This is a genomic window from Streptomyces sp. NPDC008079, from assembly GCF_042957385.1.
GTDB lineage: Bacteria > Actinomycetota > Actinomycetes > Streptomycetales > Streptomycetaceae > Actinacidiphila.
The window spans coordinates 450,605-465,611 of the sequence record NZ_JBIBIC010000005.1; the positions used below are offsets into that span (position 1 = coordinate 450,605).

The window sequence follows — 15,007 nt, forward strand, 5'->3', positions numbered from 1 at the left end:
ACCGGCGGACGCGGGCCGGTGGTACCGGCCCGCGTCGGGTCAGCGCACGGTGACGGGCTTTGTGGTGGCCGCGCCGTTGGTCCAGCCGCTGCGGTGGGCCGTGATCGTGACCGTGATCTTCCTGCCGCGGTCGGCCTTCACCGGGGCGTAGGCGGACTTGGTCGCGCCCTTGATGGTCTTGCCGTTGCGCTTCCACTGGTACGTGTAGGAAGTGGCGGACGGCGACCAGGTGCCGCGGGCAGCCGTCAGCTTGTGACCGACCTTGACGGAGCCGGAGATCGACGGCGCGGTGGTGGTCTTCAGCGCGGGGCCGACCTCGATCTTCCGCGCGGGCGAGGTGGAAGCGACGGAGCCCGCGCCGTTGCTGACCGTGACCCGGCAGGACACCTTGTGGGCGTAGTCGGCAGAGGTGAGGACGCGGGTCTTGGCGGTGGCACCGGAGATGACCGCGCCGTCGCGCAGCCAGGCCAAGGCGGCCTTGGCGTTGGTGCCGTTCCAGGCGGCGGAGCAGGTGAGGGTGGAGCCGGTTCGGGCCGTTCCGCTCACCGCGGCGTTGGTGGTGATCTGTGGCTTGACCATCAACAGGGTCTGCGCCTCGGACCACACCTGGGAGGTGTAGCCGCCGCTGCCGACGTACTCGGCCTTGCGCCACAGCACCGTGGCCCGGCCGTCCGGTCCGGCAGCCACCTCGCCCGCGAGGGCGTCGGTGTTGGGGACGTCGACGACAGGTGTGCTGTTCAGAGCGGTGGCCCGGCTCCAGGTGCCGTCGGCGCGCACCGCCCACTCGAGGTAGTGGTCGTTGCCGTTGTCGATGCTCGGCACCTGCGGCCACACGACCTGCACGGTTCCGTCAGCGCCGATGGAGGCGTCCACCCGCCAGTTCACGTAGCCGGTGGACAGCGTCTTCGGCGCCGACCAGGTCCCGGTGCTCGCGGTACGGGTCACGGTCTGCACAATGGGGACACCGGCGGTGGGGCTCCAGCCCGTCCACACGTAGGTGACGTCACCGTTGGGCGCGGCCAACGGTTCGCTTCCGTCGCTGTAGTTGATGGCGGAAACGGCGGTCTGAGCTGCGCTCCAACTACCCGAAGGAGCGGTGCGGGTGGCGGATTTGAGGTCGTTGGCGCCGTTGCGCCACAGCACGGTGGAGGCGTTCTTGGCGTCCATCGCCACCTGTACGTCGCTTGACGTGGCGTCGGTGCCGGGCAGCACGGAGGCACCGCTCCAACGGGACCGGGCCGAGGTGCGGGTCGCGGTGGAGACCGTGTGCTCGCCGGTGAAACGGTTGAGTTCATCCCAGACCGCGGTGGCGGCGCCGCCGGGGGCCACCGCGAGGTCGATGCTCCAGAGGGATCCGGTCGTGGTGGAAGCCAGCGTCCGGGGTGCGGACCACGCCTGGTCGCCGGGGGCGAGGGCGGCGGTTCTCACATCGTACTTACGGTACCCGTCGCCCTGGTCCCAGACGGCGGTGAAGGTGCCGTCGGCCGCCGCGGCCAGGCGAGGCGTGGACATGTCCAGGCCGTCCCAGGCTGCGAGGGTGGCCGGGGCGGACCAGGCCGCCGTGGCCGGGTTCCAGCCCGCGGCCAGGGCGACCAGCGAACCGTCCGCGCCACTGCCGTCCAGCCAGGACACCACGGCCCGTCCGTCGGCGCTCACGGCAAGGACGGCCGCGGAATTCTCGGCACGCCCGGTCGCCAGGGTGTGCGGCGCACTCCATGTCGTGGTTCCGGCAGGCCGTACGGCGGTCCGGAAGTCCCAACCGGTGGCCCCGGCGGCCTTGTCCCGCCACAGCGCGAACGCGGCGCCGTCACCGGCCACCTGGACATCGATGAGAGTCTGCTGGCCGTCCGCTCCGGTCAGGGCGACGGCCGCGCTCCACGGTCCCGCCGAAGCGGTGTACCCGGCGGCGGCCGAGGGAAGGGCGGTGCCCAACGAAACCGCGGCCACGGTGACGGCGAGCGCCACGGCGGCAGTCTTCGGTGTGCGTATCTTCAGTGCCATTACGGCTCCTGTCTCAGGCGAGCGCTCTTGCGCCCGGCATGCTCGCGCACATCGGAGCGAGGCGGCACAGCACCGGTGGAAGGCACATGGCGCGGATGCCCTCATGCGGACCACGACGCCGCCACTCCCGCGCCGTGGTCATGATGACAGGACGGAGCAACGGACCACGATGCCGGGTGCTGGCAACCCTGTACGGCCCGCCACGTCATCGCCGAAGTCGGCGGCAGGGGCCGTCGACACCGTCGATCGCCGGGGGTGCGGCGGGTCTCACCCGGCGGCACGGCCCGGCCCGGCCCCGGGCAGGACCACGGCCGACGGCGACACTCACCCCTCCGCTGGGGGCGGGGTGAGGCGGGTGGTGAAGACGATGATGTCGTCGTCGGGCTCGGCGCCGAAGGTGTCGAGGAGTTCCGAGCACAGGGCGTCGGGTTCTTGGGGGCCCGCCGCGGCGGTGGCGGCGAGGAGTTCGAGGCGTTTGTCCAGGATGCTGTCGCGGGTCTCGATGAGCCCGTCGGTGATCATGAGGAGTCGGCTGCCGGGTTCGACGGGGTGCGCGGTGGCGGGGGGATGGGGCAGGCCCAGGCCCAGCAGCGGGCCGTGTTCGGTCAGGTAGCGATAGGTGCCGTCGGGGTGGAGGAGCAGCGGCGGGAGATGGCCCGCGTTGGCGATACGCAGGCAGGCGTTGCCGGGCTCGACCAGCGCGATGCAGACGGTGGCGGTCCATCCGGGCCGATGAAGACCCAGGAGCCGGTCGAGCTGCTCCAGCAGTACGTGCGGGGGGTGGTCCTGGGCGGCGTAGGCGCGTAGAGCGTGGCGGAGTTCGCCCATGACCATGGCGGCTTGCAGGGAATGGCCGACCACGTCACCGACTGCCAGGAGGAGCCCTCGGGAGGTGTCGACGGCTTCGTAGAAGTCACCGCCGATCTCGGCCGTGGTGGCGGAGGGCAGGTAGCGCACGGCGAGTTCGGCGCCGGGGACCTGTGGGAGGGTGGCGGGCAGGAACGTACTCTGCAGAGCCAGGGCGAGCTCGTGTTCCTGGCTGTAGCGCTCGACGACGTCTTTGTGCTCGACGGAGAGTTCCGCGTACATGGCCATGACGCCGGCGTTGGTCTCGGTCAGTTCGTCGTTGAGCCGTTCGAGTTCGTCGCGCTGGGCGTGCGCTTCCTGGAGTGAGGCGATCAGGTCGCGGGTCTGGGCCTGGAGGTCGTCGATCGCGCTGGCCGGGCTCGCGGACGCGAGGAGCGAGCGGACCTGCTCAATCCTCAGGTCGCGGGCGGCGAGTTCGGGGATCGGGCAGGCGATCTCGACGCGGCCGGGGCCCGACGGGGGCCGCGCGGGAGCGGCGGGGGCGGTCTCGTAACGCGTCTGGGGCAGCAGCCGGGTGACGGCCGTCAGCGACTCGCGGCTGGGGGCGCGGTCGTCGCCCCACTGCAACACGGTGAGGAGAACGGGCGGTTCCTGCCGCATGCTGAAGACCGCGGTCATCGGCGCCGGGCGGAGCAGGTCCCGGCCCGGTTCGCTCACCGCGGGGCGGAGCAGGTCCCGGCCCAGTTCGCTCACCGCGGTGGCCAGACGTACCTGGTCGCGGCTGTCCAGGCCGACCGCCTCGGTGATGGTCTTGGCGTGGCGGCGCAGCGCGAACACGTCCCGCTCGGTCCTGATGGGGGTGACCAGCAGCGGGGTCGGGCTGAGGCGGTCGGACACGGGCGGGCTCACTGGGCCGCTTTGGCGATCACTGCGCTGGCGTCGTCACGGCGGGTCGCGGCCAGGCGCAGCAGCCCCGTGGCGATCACCGCGGGCGGATGGTGCAGCATCCCGGCCAGATCGGCGCCTTTCCAGCGTTCGCTGAGCCCGTCGGAGTGCATCACCAGCGCCCCCTGTGCGGGCATCCGGTATTCATGGGTGCGCAGTTGGTGCGTCTGGTGGCCGACGATGCCGGGGTGGGACAGCAACGTGGTGCGGGTGGTCCGGGTGAGCAGGACCGCGGTGATGTTTCCGACGCCGCAGAACAGCACCCGCCCGTCGGGCTCGAGACGGGCAACGGCTACGGCGGCGCCGCGGGTGCCGCGTAGCGCGCGGTGCACTTCTTCCATCACCTGCTCGGGCGTATGACCGGATCCGGTGCGGAACGCCTGGACGGCCGCCTGTGCGGCCAGCGCGGCCAGCGGGCCGTGGCCCAGTCCGTCGCAGGACATGACGAGCAGGCCCTCGCCGGGCCCTGGCACGGCGCCCCGCACGGGCGCGGGACGTCCGCCTCCGCGCACCGACGCGGGACGTCCGCCCCCGTGTACGGGCGCAGGACGGCCGCCCCCGTGTGCCGACGCCGGACGGTCGCCTCCGTGTGCCGACGCCGGACGGCCGCCCGAACCCGGCCACGGACCGGCCCGGAGGCCGGCGTCCGCGGCGCTGACCGCGGTGGGACGGGGGCTGGTCAGGTCCGACCAACTGGGCGGTGCGCCGGCGGCCTGGTCAGGGGCTGTCGGCGCTTGGCCGCGCGGCGCCGTTGTCCGCGCGTCCATACGCGCGGCCCACGCGTCGCCGCAGGACTGTTCGCCGCTGATCGGGCGGGTGATGCCTCCGACGGCGGGTTCCCCGGCCGTGGCGGGCGCCGCGGAGCGCGGCCAGAAGCGGGCCAACTGGACGGTGCCGACGCCCGGTTGGGAGTGGATGTCGAAGGTGTCGGCGAGACGCTGTACGGCGCCCAGGCCGATGCCCAGCGTGCCCGCGGTCGACATCCCGTCCCGCAGGGCGGCGGAGACGTCGGCCATGCCGGGACCGCTGTCGACAGCGATCACCTCCACACCTGCCACCACGTTCCCCGCGGACTCGGCGTGGCTGCGCAGCACCCGCAGCAGCAGGGAGCCGTCGACGGCGTGCTTGGTGATGTTGGCCGCCAGTTCCGAGACGGCCAGGACCAACTCGGCGGTGCGCTGATCGCCCAGGCCGATCCGGCGGCCGAGCGCCGCCGCCGCGCCACGCGCGGCGTCGAGCCGGTCGCGGAACCAGGCCACGTCCTCGCAGTCGGCCAGCCCGGGGGAACCGGGGGTCGTCATCGGACCCACTTGGTGATGGTGACGGTGGTGCCTTCGCCGGGCGTCGTCTCCAGTACGAAGTCGTCGACCAGCCGCTTGGAACCGGGCAGTCCCAGGCCCATTCCGCTGTCCGAGGTCCAGCCGTCGGTCATCGCCAGGTCGATGTCCGCGATGCCCGGTCCGTCGTCGGTGAAGACGAGCCGCACGCCGCGCCGTCCGTGCTGCTCCACCAGCAGTGCGGTCATGGTGCCCCCGCCGCCGTGGATGAGGGTGTTGCGGGCCAGTTCACTGGCCGCGGTGATCAGCTTGGTCTGCTCCACCAGGGAGAACCGGCATTCCTGTGCCAGCGCGCGCACCAACTGGCGGGCCTGTACGACCTGGGTGGTGGCGGTGATCTCCAGTACCTCCGGGGTACGGGAGGCGCCGTTCATGCGTCAGCCGCTGCGTCCGGCACGGTGCTTTCGAAGCCGTGCCCGACGCGGTCGTGTTCGAGCATGCGCAGGCCCTTGTCCAAGGTGAGCGCGGTCCGTACGTTGCCGAGCGAGAGGCCGAGTTCGACCAGGGTGATCGCGACGGCGGGGCGCATGCCCACCACGACGGTCTGGGCGTCCAGCAGCCGGGCGAGGTTGGCGATGGTGGCCAGCATGCGGCCGACGAACGAGTCGACGATCTCCACGGCGGTGATGTCGATGATCGCCCCGTGCGCGCCGGTGTCCACCACCGCGGCGGCGAGGTCGTCCTGGAGTCGCATCACGGCCTGGTCGTCGAGGTCGGTCTGGATCGAGACCAGAAGTACCTGCCCGATCCGCAGGACGGGTACCTGCTCGCTCATCGGCCACCGGCCTGCGGCGCCGTACGGGAGACCGTGACTCCGGAACGGCGCAGCGCGTGCCGCAGGGCGTCCGCCAGCGTGGCCTTGGTGACGATGTCACCGAAGTCGATGCCCAGCGCCACGATGGTCTGGGCGATCTGCGGGCGGATGCCGGAGATCGTGCACTCGGCGCCCATGAGCCGGGCCGCCACGACGGTCTTCAGCAGATGCTGGGCGACCTCGGTGTCCACGGCGGGCACACCGGTGATGTCGATGATCGCCTGCTCCGACCCGGTGTCGATCAGTGCCTGGAGCATCTTCTCCATGACCACCATGGTGCGCGCCGAGTCCAGGGTTCCGACCAGGGGGACGCCGACCACGCCGTCCCACAGCTTCACGACCGGGGTGGACAGCTCCAGCAACTGCTCCGCCTGCGCCGCGATCAGCCCTTCGCGGGTACGGGTGTAGACCTCGATGGTGAACAGCCCGAGCGTGTCCAGCAGCGCGGCGAACTGCAGGTACGCCTGCGGGTCGCTGTCCTCGCCCTCCAGCGCCGGCGCCAGGACCTCCCTGAGCGCGAACACGCTCACGGCGGTCTCGGTGGGAGCGAAGCCCTGCATGGCCCGGTTCCGCGACAGTTCGGTCAGCAGCGCACGTACCTCGCCGAACGCCTCGTCGTGCCCGTCCACGCTCCCGCTGCCGAGCGCGGCCAGCAGCGCGGCGTAGATCTCCCGGAGCTCCCGCTCGACCTCGGAACGGCTCACTCGTCCGCCGAGCGAACCGGTCACCTTGTCGGCCCACTCGGCGGCCAGATCCTCACCCCGGACGGACAGCAGACCGATCAAGCGCTTAGCGATGTCTTTGCCAGCCACAGGGAATCCTCTCTCAACGGGATCAAGCGATCCTCGCGGAACTCTAAGCCATACGGGTGAGAGGCAGCCGGGTGATCCCCCGAGGCGCCGCCGCTCCGCTCCCCCACGAAGCGACGCCCCTTCCGCCCCCCGTACCACCGACGATCACGAGATACGCCAAGCCCACCAACCGGGTCAAACCCTTCTGGTCGACGGCGCCGAAGCCAAAACGCCCCGCCCCCCGAGCAACGAGGCGGCGTCGCCGACCCTCCCGCGCCTCGGCCTCTCCTGCGCTTTGCGCCTCCCCCTGGCCGGGCGGCCTCGCTTCTCCGGCCGCGCACGGCCATTCCCCGGATAACGCGGGTCATGTCATGAGGAAGGTCACGGCGAAGTTCTTCGCGGAGACGTATGCCGCCGGCGGGGCGCGGGATCTGCTCAATGGCGCTACGGCGCCCCTGAAGCAGACGGCATCCGACGGTACGGTCCGCACCGTGACCTACGCCGTCAACGGCTCCGGGGACCTGGCCTCGGTGAACGACACCCTCAACCGCACGACGTCCTTCGGCTACACCGCGCACAAGCCGACGTCGATCACCAGCCCCGGCGGCGGTGCGCCCGGCGACTCGGTGGCCCGGCTGTCCTACCCCTCCACGACGCAGACCCTGCCGGTCGCGCCCAACACCGACCAGGCCCAGCCGGTCGCCTCGGTGCCGCACACCACCTACGACCTCGCCGAGCGGTGCCTCTCAGTCCGCGCTCTACGGCAACACCGCCGCCGCCTGCACCGCGGGTCGGGGACCGGTATCTCCTGGGGCCAACCTCGGTCAGGCAGTTGACGAGACGGTCAACGCCCACCGCTCCCGCGTGGCTGAGCCGCTTGCCGCAGCGGGAGACCGCCGCTGATCGCGTCCGCCCAGGACCGCTGGCGGCCGGGCCACCGGTCCGGATTCATGCGTACCGGTCGAAAAGGGCCTGGAGGTATCCCTCCAGCCGCCTGGTCAGCACGGTGGGGGTCAGATCAGCACGGCCCACCTCGCGCCAGGGGATGGCGACCTTCTCGGCGTCCGGAGCGAAGGCCAACGCGTCCAGCAGACGCCAGTAGAGATGAGCGGCGCGGTCCTCGGCCAGCGTTCCTCCCGCATCGAGGTAGCGGTCGGCGAAGCGCATGCCCGCGGGAACGCCGTGCAGCAGGGCCAGGGCCGTCGAGCAGTGGGCCACGTCCAGGTCGGCCGGCCCCCAGGAGGTCTCCACCCAGCCGACGACGCCGCTGATCCGCAGACCGTCGCCGTCACCCGTGAAGAGGACATTGCCGGGATGGAAGTCCCGGTGCAGGAAACAGGCCCGGTAGTCCGGGGGCTCGCGGCGGATCACGTCCACGGCCCGTTGCCACAGCTCAGGCCGCTCGGTGTCTTCGGGCGGGCTCACCCGCTCGGGAGAGGTCCACGCCTGATAGGTGCGCGGCCGGGCCTCCGCGGTCACCGGCAGCCGGTGGATGCGCAGCAATTGACGGGCAAGCAGTTCGGCACGCCGCTCGGCCCCTTCATCGCCCAGGCGCACGGTCCCGGGCAGCAGGGACATCAGCAAGGAGGGATGGTCGCAGTAGCGCGCCGTTGCGTCCACCGCCACAAGCGTGGCTGCGGGCACGTCCGTGTCGCCGAGCAGGCGCAGGACGGCTGCCTCGCGGGTCAGCAGGCCCTCCGCGTGCCGGACGAAGAAGGGCTTCGCAAAGGACCGCAGGACTAGTGAGCGTCGACCGCCCGGCCCGCAGATGCCCAGGCGGCGCATCTCCGACGTCCAGCCGCCACGCAACCGTACGACGTCCTCGATGCGCTCGGCCGCTGACAGCCCCTTCTCCACCCAGGCACGCGTCACACCCCAGCCCTGACCCTCAAGATCGGCACCGATGTGCCCGGCCCCCTCGCCCGAAACCATGAAGGCAGGCTACCGACCTCACCGACGGACGCATCCCATGGCCACCGTGCCCACGCCGGTCCCGTTCGCCCGCTCGGCGTGCGCCGCCTCGAACCTGTACCCCTCAGACGTCGATTCGACCAAGCCCAAGACGCTGGCCAGCGCCGCCGTCAACCGGCTTCCGCACCCTACGCACATGGTCTCCCCCGACCGGTTCGCAGGCAGGCCGAGAGGAAGAAGCCGGCCCGGAGGCTTTGCTGCGCTCGACGTTGGCGACCAACTTGCGCAGCACCTTGAGCGCGACTACGTACCCTTCGTCGCTGATGCCCTCGTGGACCACACCGCGCAGCTCGGTCACCAGCTCGCGCAACCGCACCCTGGCAGCGTCCCCGGCATCCGTGAGCCGCAGAGCGCTGCCCGCTGCCCCGACCACCTGGTGGCGGGCACCGACGGGCGGTGTAGGCGGCGTCCAGCACGGTCAGGGTCTCCGGATCGCCCTCGGTCCGCTGGCCTGCGGTGAAGAGCGGCTCGACGGTCGGTCTCCGGGGCCGGGACGACCGAGGAGGGCCGGCCGGGCGTCGAGCAACAGGCTTGGCCCCCGCCCTGGTCAGGAGACGTATTCGATGAGTTGCATCATGCCGCGGTCTTCGTGCTGGAGGTGATGGCAGTGCACCAGGGCCCGGCCGGGAAAGTCCTTGAAGCGGACGCGGAGGGTCACCGAGCCGGACTTGTTGATGGCGACGGTGTCCTGCCAGACGGGTGTGTCGAGTGCGCGGCCGTCGACGGCGGTGACCAGGAAGTGGTTGGTGTGCAGGTGGAAGGGGTGATTGGCGTGGCTGGCGGAGTCGTTGGTGAGCGTCCATTCCTCGGTGTCGCCGAGCCGCAGCGTGTGGTTGACGTAGGAGGGGTCGAATCGCCCGTAGGTCGGATCCGACGGGTCAGCCGCGTCGCGGGTGGCGGGGGTCGCGCCGTCACCGGTGATGCGGAAGGCATGGGTGAACGCCTGTCCGGGGAAGGCGTCCATGTCGCTGTGGAAGGTCAGGGCCCGGCGCCGGGTCACCTCGGCCGGGTCGATGAACGGCGCGGGGCCGGGCAGCTCGGTGGGCAGGTCCATCCGTACGCCGGGTCCCGACTGCACGGTCATGGTGGCCAGCAGGGTGTCCCCGGCCATGATCCGGTAGTTGCCCGGGCGCTGTGCGCGGATCATGACGTCCGCGCGGTTGCCCATGGCCAGGGTGACGCGCTCGCGCTCCACGGGCCGGGTGAAGGCGATGCCGTCCATGGCGATCTGGTGCAGGGTGTGCCCCTCCACCTCGATCGGCAGGACGGTGAACGCGGAGGCGTTGACCAGGCGCCAGCGCTGTACCTCGCCCACGCGCAGCCGCACCTGCGGCCGGTAGTTCCCGTTCACGACGAAGGTCGAGGGAACCGAGCTGAGATCGTCCTCGGCGTGCAGGTCGGGTACCTGGCCCCGGGCGAGCTTCAGTTCGCCGACGCACATCACCAGGTCGCTCGCGGCGGCCACCTGCGGGACCTGGTCGATGGCCCCCTCGACGATCAGGGCGCCCATCAGCCCGCTGGACAACTGGACGGCGGCTGCTCCGTGTACGTGGGGGTGGTACCAGAACGTGCCGCCCTCGTGGTCCGCGGGAATCTCGATCCGGCTGCGGTAGCTGCGCGTGTTCAGGCCGTTGCGCGGGTCGTAGGGGGTGAACTCGCGAAAGACGTTGTCCGCGTTCCCCGTCGGCGAGACGTGCAGGCCATGAGTGTGAACATTGATCGAGTTGAACTTGTGCGGGACGTTGTGGTCGGCGTGGGAGGTCTGGTCGGGGTTGGGCGGCAGGTCGTTGACGTGCTCCAGGTCGAGGACGTCGCCCGGGCGCAGCCGAAGTGTCGGCCCGTTCACATGCCCGTTGTAGAGCCGGAGGTTGACGTTGCCGACGCCGGGCAGCACGCCGCGGGTGAACGCGACCCGCAGAGAGGTCGACAGGACGCCGCCCTTGGAGCGGATGACCGGCGGCTGCGGGAACGGCGCGGGCGCGGCTGCGGCTCGGGGCGCGAGCAGCGCCCCCGTCGCCAGCGCCGGGGCCGACGCCAGCAGCGCACGCCGGCTGACACCACGTGATGAACCCATGAAACGCCTCCACACGATGCCGACCAATGTCGCGTCAAGCATCGCGAAATGCGCAAATGCCTACAAGCACGACACGCCTGACCCTTGATGCGCCGCGTCACTCCGGGAAGCTCTGGCCGTCGGCGCCGGCCCGCCGCACCTCGCCCCGGCCTTCCACCTGTCCCCCACCGCCGCGACCCGCTGCGGGGTCGTCGCGCAGGGCAGACAGAGAGGACCGACACGGCTGCTGTCGAGGAGCCGCCGTTAAACCAGTGGCGTCCCCGTGGACGAACCTCATAGCTTGTACGCCCATGACCGATACTCCGGAGATGCGCCCGAATCCGCGCGACCTCGGCCGGGTGTTCAACGAGGTGCCGGAGCTCTACGACCGGGTCCGGCCGGGCTACCCCGACGAACTGTTCGCGGACCTTGTCGCCGTCACCGGCACGGACGACAGGTCGTCGGTGCTGGAAGTGGGCTGCGGCACCGGTCAGGCGACGCGCTCGCTGGCAGCACTCGGCTGCTCAGTGACCGCCGTCGAGCCGGGCGCGGACATGGCCGCGCTCGCTCGCCAACGGATCGCGTCCTTCGGCAACGTCGACGTCGAGACGTCGACGTTCGAGGAGTGGGACGACCGCGGCCGACGCTTCGACGCTCTCGTGGCCGCGTCGTCGTGGCACTGGGTCGACCCGTCGATCGGCTGGCAACGGGCGCACGACGTGCTCCGTCCCGGAGGCTGGATGGCGGTGCTCGGCCACGTCGTCGTCCGCCGGCCAGGAGAGCAGGAGCTCTACGCCGAGACCGCCGATCTCCACGAGCAGCTCTGCCCCGGGGACCCCGACTGGCGTCATCCTCCCCTGGAGGACGACGTGCGCGCCACCGACGAGGGCTGGGGCCTGGTCGACGATCCCGGAGGACTGTTCGGCCCACCGATCGTGCGCTGGTACCCGACCGTGCAATGGTTCGACGGAGACGGCTTTGCCGATCACCTCCGCTCGTTGTCGCTGTACCGGAGGCTCGACCGCGACATCCGTGAGCCCCTGCTCGACGCGGTAGCCGAGCGCGTCCGCACGCGGATGGGCGACCGAGCAGCACGCCGCTATCTGAGCGTCCTCCGTGTCGGACAACGCGCCGAGTGAGCCACCCGCGCCGTGCGCGCGGATCGGCCGTGGACTCGGCCGTGGACTCGGCCGTGGGCGTGGAGATTCCGCATCGCCACGACGGGGCGCGCTCCACCGAATGGCGGCGGGCCCAGGCGTTTCCCGCGAACAGCGGCTCGACAGCGCCCCGCCGCGCCTCCCCTCGCGCGGCAGGGCATGGGGCAGCCGCTACCGCTACTTGTCGAGGTAGTCCCGGGCTGCATCCAGCGTCCCGGCGACGTAACCGCCGACCGGCAGGTTCAGCCCTTCGTACTGGCCCTCCTCGTCCAGGCTGCCGTCCGGCTGGTAGAGGCGCACGATCGGCGTGGGAAGCTCATTGGGCTCCAGCGGCGGATCCCACCCGACGACCCGGCCGAGGTAGGACCGGTCGTCGTCACGGGCCGCGTAGTACAGCAGGTAGTGCGCCGGATCGACGTAGAAGGGTGCCGCGGGGTGCTGTCCCGGCCCGCCGGTCTGCGGCTGCGGCCACTCCCCGGTCGTGGATGCCGCCCGCCACGCCTGTTCGACGTCCTCGGCGGTCCGGCCGATCCACCAGCGCTCGGTCACCTCACCCAGTGAGACGTACTCGGGCTCGCCCTCCACCCCGCCGGTGCCGACGAAGCGCACGACCGGCTCTACGGCAGAGGTGCTGATGGGATGCAGGTACCGGTAGAAGGCCACGACGCGCCCCACCCGCAGGTGGCCGTCCCGGTCCTCGCCGTAGAAGAAGCGGCCGTGCCGGTAGTAGGTGTCGGTGATGTCCTCGTAGACCGGCCAGTGCTCGAAACGGGGATTCCGGTAGTGCATCGTGATCTCCCTGTGGTCGCCGCAAAGCACCACAGGGTACTGCGCGGAGGCTCAACTCACCTTATTGCGCTGGTAGTTCACCGATAGCCCCGGGCCGCGCGGGCTCACTGCCGGTTGAGACGATCTTGGTCCAGGGTGAAGTTGCGCTGACCTGGTCGGCGGGCCCTTCGTGCACCGTCGGGACGACAGGATGTGAACCTGCCACTCCTTGATCACCAAATCGCGAAGTCCTCCATCGCTCACCACCGCGCACCGCGTGTGGTCCCCGGTTGCTCCCTGGCAACCTGGGCCCGCGCCTCACAAGACGTCCCTTCTCCGGTCTGCCTCACCTGACGGCATCTGACAGTCGGACATCGCCGCCGTGTTCCAACGCCCCGCACGCAATGCGTTGTTCAGGGCGGTCGCGAGACTCGGTCCAGCGCCAAGGGGCTGGACGTAGCAGGCACTGTCCGTGCCCGCCGTGCCCGCGTGGAACTCCATGCAGCGGCGGGCTGTACTCGGTGGGAGTAGGCGATGCCGATGTGGGGGCGCAGCGTCGGGGTGGGGTGTAGGCCGGACAGCCCCGCGGCGCGAGTCGCTGTGTCGAGGTGGGAGAGGAGCCGACGGACGGGGGTCCAAGGTGCGAGGCTGTATCGGACGGTGCCGCGGGAGCCTGTCATGGGGATGGCGTGCACGGTAGCCGCCGACGGCAGGTGGTGTCCGGCCAGGTCAACGAGACGGGCGAGTTGGTGTTCGGTGACGTCGTGGGCCCGTCCGATGCGGCCGAGAGCCGGTGCGGTCGATGGCGTCGAAGCCCCAGACCGGTGAGGACGGTCCGGCTGCGCTCTGCCTGGTCTGCTAGGAGCTGTCCGGCCGATCATGTGACCGTCTCCTGATCTGCTCGTTGTTCCCGCTATGGGGCGGGGAGAACGCGGCGATCTGTCGGATGCCGAGGGGGAACGGCTGCGGCCGTTCTTGCCGGTGAGCAACGGTCGGTGCTGGCGGTGGCGTGATCACCGGCAAGTGATCGACGGGGTTTTGTACCGGGTGCGGACCGGGGTGCACTGGCGCGATCTGCCGGGCGGTTCGAGCCGTGGAAGACCGTCTACGACTGCCATCGGCTGTGGTCGGCCGACGGTACCTGGGAACGCCTGATGCGGCAGGTCCAGCCGCAGCTGACGCGGTGGGCGAGATCGACTGGGCCGTCTCGGTGGACTCCACCATCGTGCGTGCGCACCAGCACGCGGCCGGCGCCCGCACCGACCCGCCGCCGGGTCTTGCCGACTCAAAGGGGGACGGGTGCCCTGGAACACCAGGACGAAACTCCGTGGCAGAGCCTCGTCGGCCGCCCGGCGGAGGTGGTGCGGGAGGCGAGAGCTTGGGGCGCTCGTGCGGCGGCTTCACCAGCAAAATCCACTTGAGCGCGGACGGCTTCTGCCGTCCGTTGTCCCTGATCGTCACGCCGGGGCAGCGGGCCGACTGCACCCCGTTCATTCCAGTGCTGGAGAAGATCCGGGTTCCGCGGCTCGGGTCGGGCCCACACCGCAAGAAGCCCGACAGCGCCGCAGCCGACAAGGCCTACAGTAGCGGTCCTTGCCGTCAGTACCTGCGGCGGCGCGGCATCCGGCACACGATCCCGGAGAAGACCGACAGCCAGGCTGCCCGCCTGTGCAGGGGATCGCGAGGCGGACAGCCACCCGGCTTCGACAAGGAGCGGTACAAGAGCCGCAACACTGTCGAGAGGGCCATCAACAAGCTGAAGAACTTCCGCGCTGTCGCGACCCGCTACCACAAGCGCGGCTACGTCTTCCTCGGCACCGTCACGCCAGCCGCCCTTGTCATCAGGCTCCGCACCTGACCGCGTGTCATGACATCAACCCACCAAAGCTGCCGGCGCAAGTACTAGGCCGGCTGCCGTCATGAAGTCCTCAAGGCTGATGACGCCGCTGCCGGTGCCGTCGTCCCATTCGGTCAGGAGCCCCGAGCGACCCTCGTTCCAAGACTCCGGACTGTCATCAAAGTCAGGGCCGGGGTGCCACTCGACGCTGCCCTCGCCATGCCGGTATCGGAGATACAGGTAGTGGCCGTCCGCCGTCCAGGCATCCCACTGCGATGGGCAGCCAGAACACGTCTGCACGACCCGCGTCAGCTTTCGACCTTCATCCATACTCATCCGACGATGGTCGCGCAGCACCAGGCGCCCAGCAATCGACTTCGATCTCATGCAGCAGCAGCCGCACGCACGCCATCAATGATCGGCCGGACAGCTCCTAGGTGTATTGATCACGAGCGTTGTTGACATGTGCCGGTGCTTGATCATGGCGAAGACCTCCGGTGTGGTGGAGCTGTCTAGGACTGCACCG

12 protein-coding genes and 2 pseudogenes are annotated in these 15,007 nt (G+C 70.6%); 3 read left to right on the forward strand and 11 right to left on the reverse strand.

Features of this window, described 5'->3' with window-relative positions:
* Positions 1-39 precede the first annotated feature (39 nt).
* From ACFZAM_RS15245 to ACFZAM_RS15270, 6 genes are all read right to left on the reverse strand, one after another.
* Positions 40-2,001 carry a hypothetical protein gene (locus tag ACFZAM_RS15245; RefSeq protein WP_391046176.1) on the reverse strand — a complete coding sequence of 654 codons (1,962 nt, stop codon included), beginning with the start codon at positions 1,999-2,001 and terminating at the stop codon, positions 40-42.
* 324 nt (positions 2,002-2,325) lie between these two features.
* Positions 2,326-3,705, reverse strand: a complete 1,380-nt coding sequence (locus tag ACFZAM_RS15250; RefSeq protein ID WP_355342683.1) for a SpoIIE family protein phosphatase — start codon at positions 3,703-3,705, stop codon at positions 2,326-2,328.
* An 8-nt stretch (positions 3,706-3,713) separates the two neighbouring features.
* The gene (locus ACFZAM_RS15255) at positions 3,714-5,054 is read right to left on the reverse strand and encodes a SpoIIE family protein phosphatase (protein WP_391046178.1); all 1,341 of its coding nucleotides are present in this window, start codon (positions 5,052-5,054) and stop codon (positions 3,714-3,716) included.
* The gene (locus ACFZAM_RS15260) at positions 5,051-5,464 is read right to left on the reverse strand and encodes an anti-sigma regulatory factor (RefSeq protein WP_355342689.1); all 414 of its coding nucleotides are present in this window, start codon (positions 5,462-5,464) and stop codon (positions 5,051-5,053) included. Before ACFZAM_RS15260 ends, ACFZAM_RS15255 begins: the two co-directional genes overlap by 4 nt.
* The gene (locus tag ACFZAM_RS15265) at positions 5,461-5,865 is read right to left on the reverse strand and encodes an STAS domain-containing protein (protein WP_355342692.1); all 405 of its coding nucleotides are present in this window, start codon (positions 5,863-5,865) and stop codon (positions 5,461-5,463) included. The genes ACFZAM_RS15260 and ACFZAM_RS15265 overlap by 4 nt, the downstream gene beginning before the upstream one ends.
* On the reverse strand, positions 5,862-6,716 hold the full coding sequence (locus ACFZAM_RS15270; RefSeq protein WP_355342695.1) for an STAS domain-containing protein: 855 nt from the start codon (positions 6,714-6,716) through the stop codon (positions 5,862-5,864). Before ACFZAM_RS15270 ends, ACFZAM_RS15265 begins: the two co-directional genes overlap by 4 nt.
* Before the next feature lie 350 nt (positions 6,717-7,066).
* Here ACFZAM_RS15270 and ACFZAM_RS15275 point away from each other — a divergent pair, with 350 nt between their 5' ends.
* Positions 7,067-7,531 carry a hypothetical protein gene (locus tag ACFZAM_RS15275; protein WP_391046181.1) on the forward strand — a complete coding sequence of 155 codons (465 nt, stop codon included), beginning with the start codon at positions 7,067-7,069 and terminating at the stop codon, positions 7,529-7,531.
* Positions 7,532-7,643: 112 nt separating this feature from the next.
* On the opposite strand, the gene ACFZAM_RS15280 is transcribed toward ACFZAM_RS15275, so the two are convergent.
* The 3 genes and pseudogenes from ACFZAM_RS15280 to ACFZAM_RS15290 all read right to left on the reverse strand — a co-directional run bounded on the left by ACFZAM_RS15280 (position 7,644) and on the right by ACFZAM_RS15290 (position 10,740).
* The gene (locus tag ACFZAM_RS15280; protein WP_391046183.1) at positions 7,644-8,627 is read right to left on the reverse strand and encodes a phosphotransferase; all 984 of its coding nucleotides are present in this window, start codon (positions 8,625-8,627) and stop codon (positions 7,644-7,646) included.
* Positions 8,628-8,859: 232 nt separating this feature from the next.
* Positions 8,860-9,027: pseudogene (locus tag ACFZAM_RS15285) on the reverse strand (MarR family transcriptional regulator); the annotation flags it as partial.
* 186 nt (positions 9,028-9,213) lie between these two features.
* Positions 9,214-10,740 (reverse strand): multicopper oxidase domain-containing protein, encoded by a 1,527-nt coding sequence (locus ACFZAM_RS15290; RefSeq protein WP_391046185.1) that lies wholly within the window; start codon positions 10,738-10,740, stop codon positions 9,214-9,216.
* A 290-nt stretch (positions 10,741-11,030) separates the two neighbouring features.
* Here ACFZAM_RS15290 and ACFZAM_RS15295 point away from each other — a divergent pair, with 290 nt between their 5' ends.
* Entirely contained in the window at positions 11,031-11,858 is an 828-nt protein-coding gene (locus ACFZAM_RS15295; RefSeq protein ID WP_391046188.1) for a methyltransferase domain-containing protein, read from the forward strand.
* A 195-nt stretch (positions 11,859-12,053) separates the two neighbouring features.
* On the opposite strand, the gene ACFZAM_RS15300 is transcribed toward ACFZAM_RS15295, so the two are convergent.
* Entirely contained in the window at positions 12,054-12,665 is a 612-nt protein-coding gene (locus tag ACFZAM_RS15300) for a hypothetical protein (RefSeq protein WP_391046189.1), read from the reverse strand.
* 894 nt (positions 12,666-13,559) lie between these two features.
* Between ACFZAM_RS15300 and ACFZAM_RS15305 the strand changes: the two are divergent.
* Positions 13,560-14,502, forward strand: a pseudogene (locus ACFZAM_RS15305) (IS5 family transposase).
* Between the two features lie 15 nt (positions 14,503-14,517).
* Here the strand turns inward: ACFZAM_RS15305 and ACFZAM_RS15310 are convergent.
* Positions 14,518-14,817, reverse strand: coding sequence for a hypothetical protein (locus ACFZAM_RS15310; RefSeq protein WP_391046191.1), 300 nt, complete (start codon positions 14,815-14,817; stop codon positions 14,518-14,520).
* Positions 14,818-15,007 lie beyond the last annotated feature (190 nt).

Coding starts and splice junctions, on each gene's coding strand:
- ACFZAM_RS15260 (WP_355342689.1), bottom strand. CDS start 5,464: ATGAACGGCGCCTCCCGTACCCCGGAGGTACTGGAGATCACCGCCACC.
- ACFZAM_RS15275 (WP_391046181.1), top strand. CDS start 7,067: ATGAGGAAGGTCACGGCGAAGTTCTTCGCGGAGACGTATGCCGCCGGC.
- ACFZAM_RS15300 (WP_391046189.1), bottom strand. CDS start 12,665: ATGCACTACCGGAATCCCCGTTTCGAGCACTGGCCGGTCTACGAGGAC.
- ACFZAM_RS15310 (WP_391046191.1), bottom strand. CDS start 14,817: ATGAGTATGGATGAAGGTCGAAAGCTGACGCGGGTCGTGCAGACGTGT.
- ACFZAM_RS15265 (WP_355342692.1), bottom strand. CDS start 5,865: ATGAGCGAGCAGGTACCCGTCCTGCGGATCGGGCAGGTACTTCTGGTC.
- ACFZAM_RS15245 (WP_391046176.1), bottom strand. CDS start 2,001: ATGGCACTGAAGATACGCACACCGAAGACTGCCGCCGTGGCGCTCGCC.
- ACFZAM_RS15290 (WP_391046185.1), bottom strand. CDS start 10,740: ATGGGTTCATCACGTGGTGTCAGCCGGCGTGCGCTGCTGGCGTCGGCC.
- ACFZAM_RS15295 (WP_391046188.1), top strand. CDS start 11,031: ATGACCGATACTCCGGAGATGCGCCCGAATCCGCGCGACCTCGGCCGG.
- ACFZAM_RS15255 (WP_391046178.1), bottom strand. CDS start 5,054: ATGACGACCCCCGGTTCCCCCGGGCTGGCCGACTGCGAGGACGTGGCC.
- ACFZAM_RS15280 (WP_391046183.1), bottom strand. CDS start 8,627: ATGGTTTCGGGCGAGGGGGCCGGGCACATCGGTGCCGATCTTGAGGGT.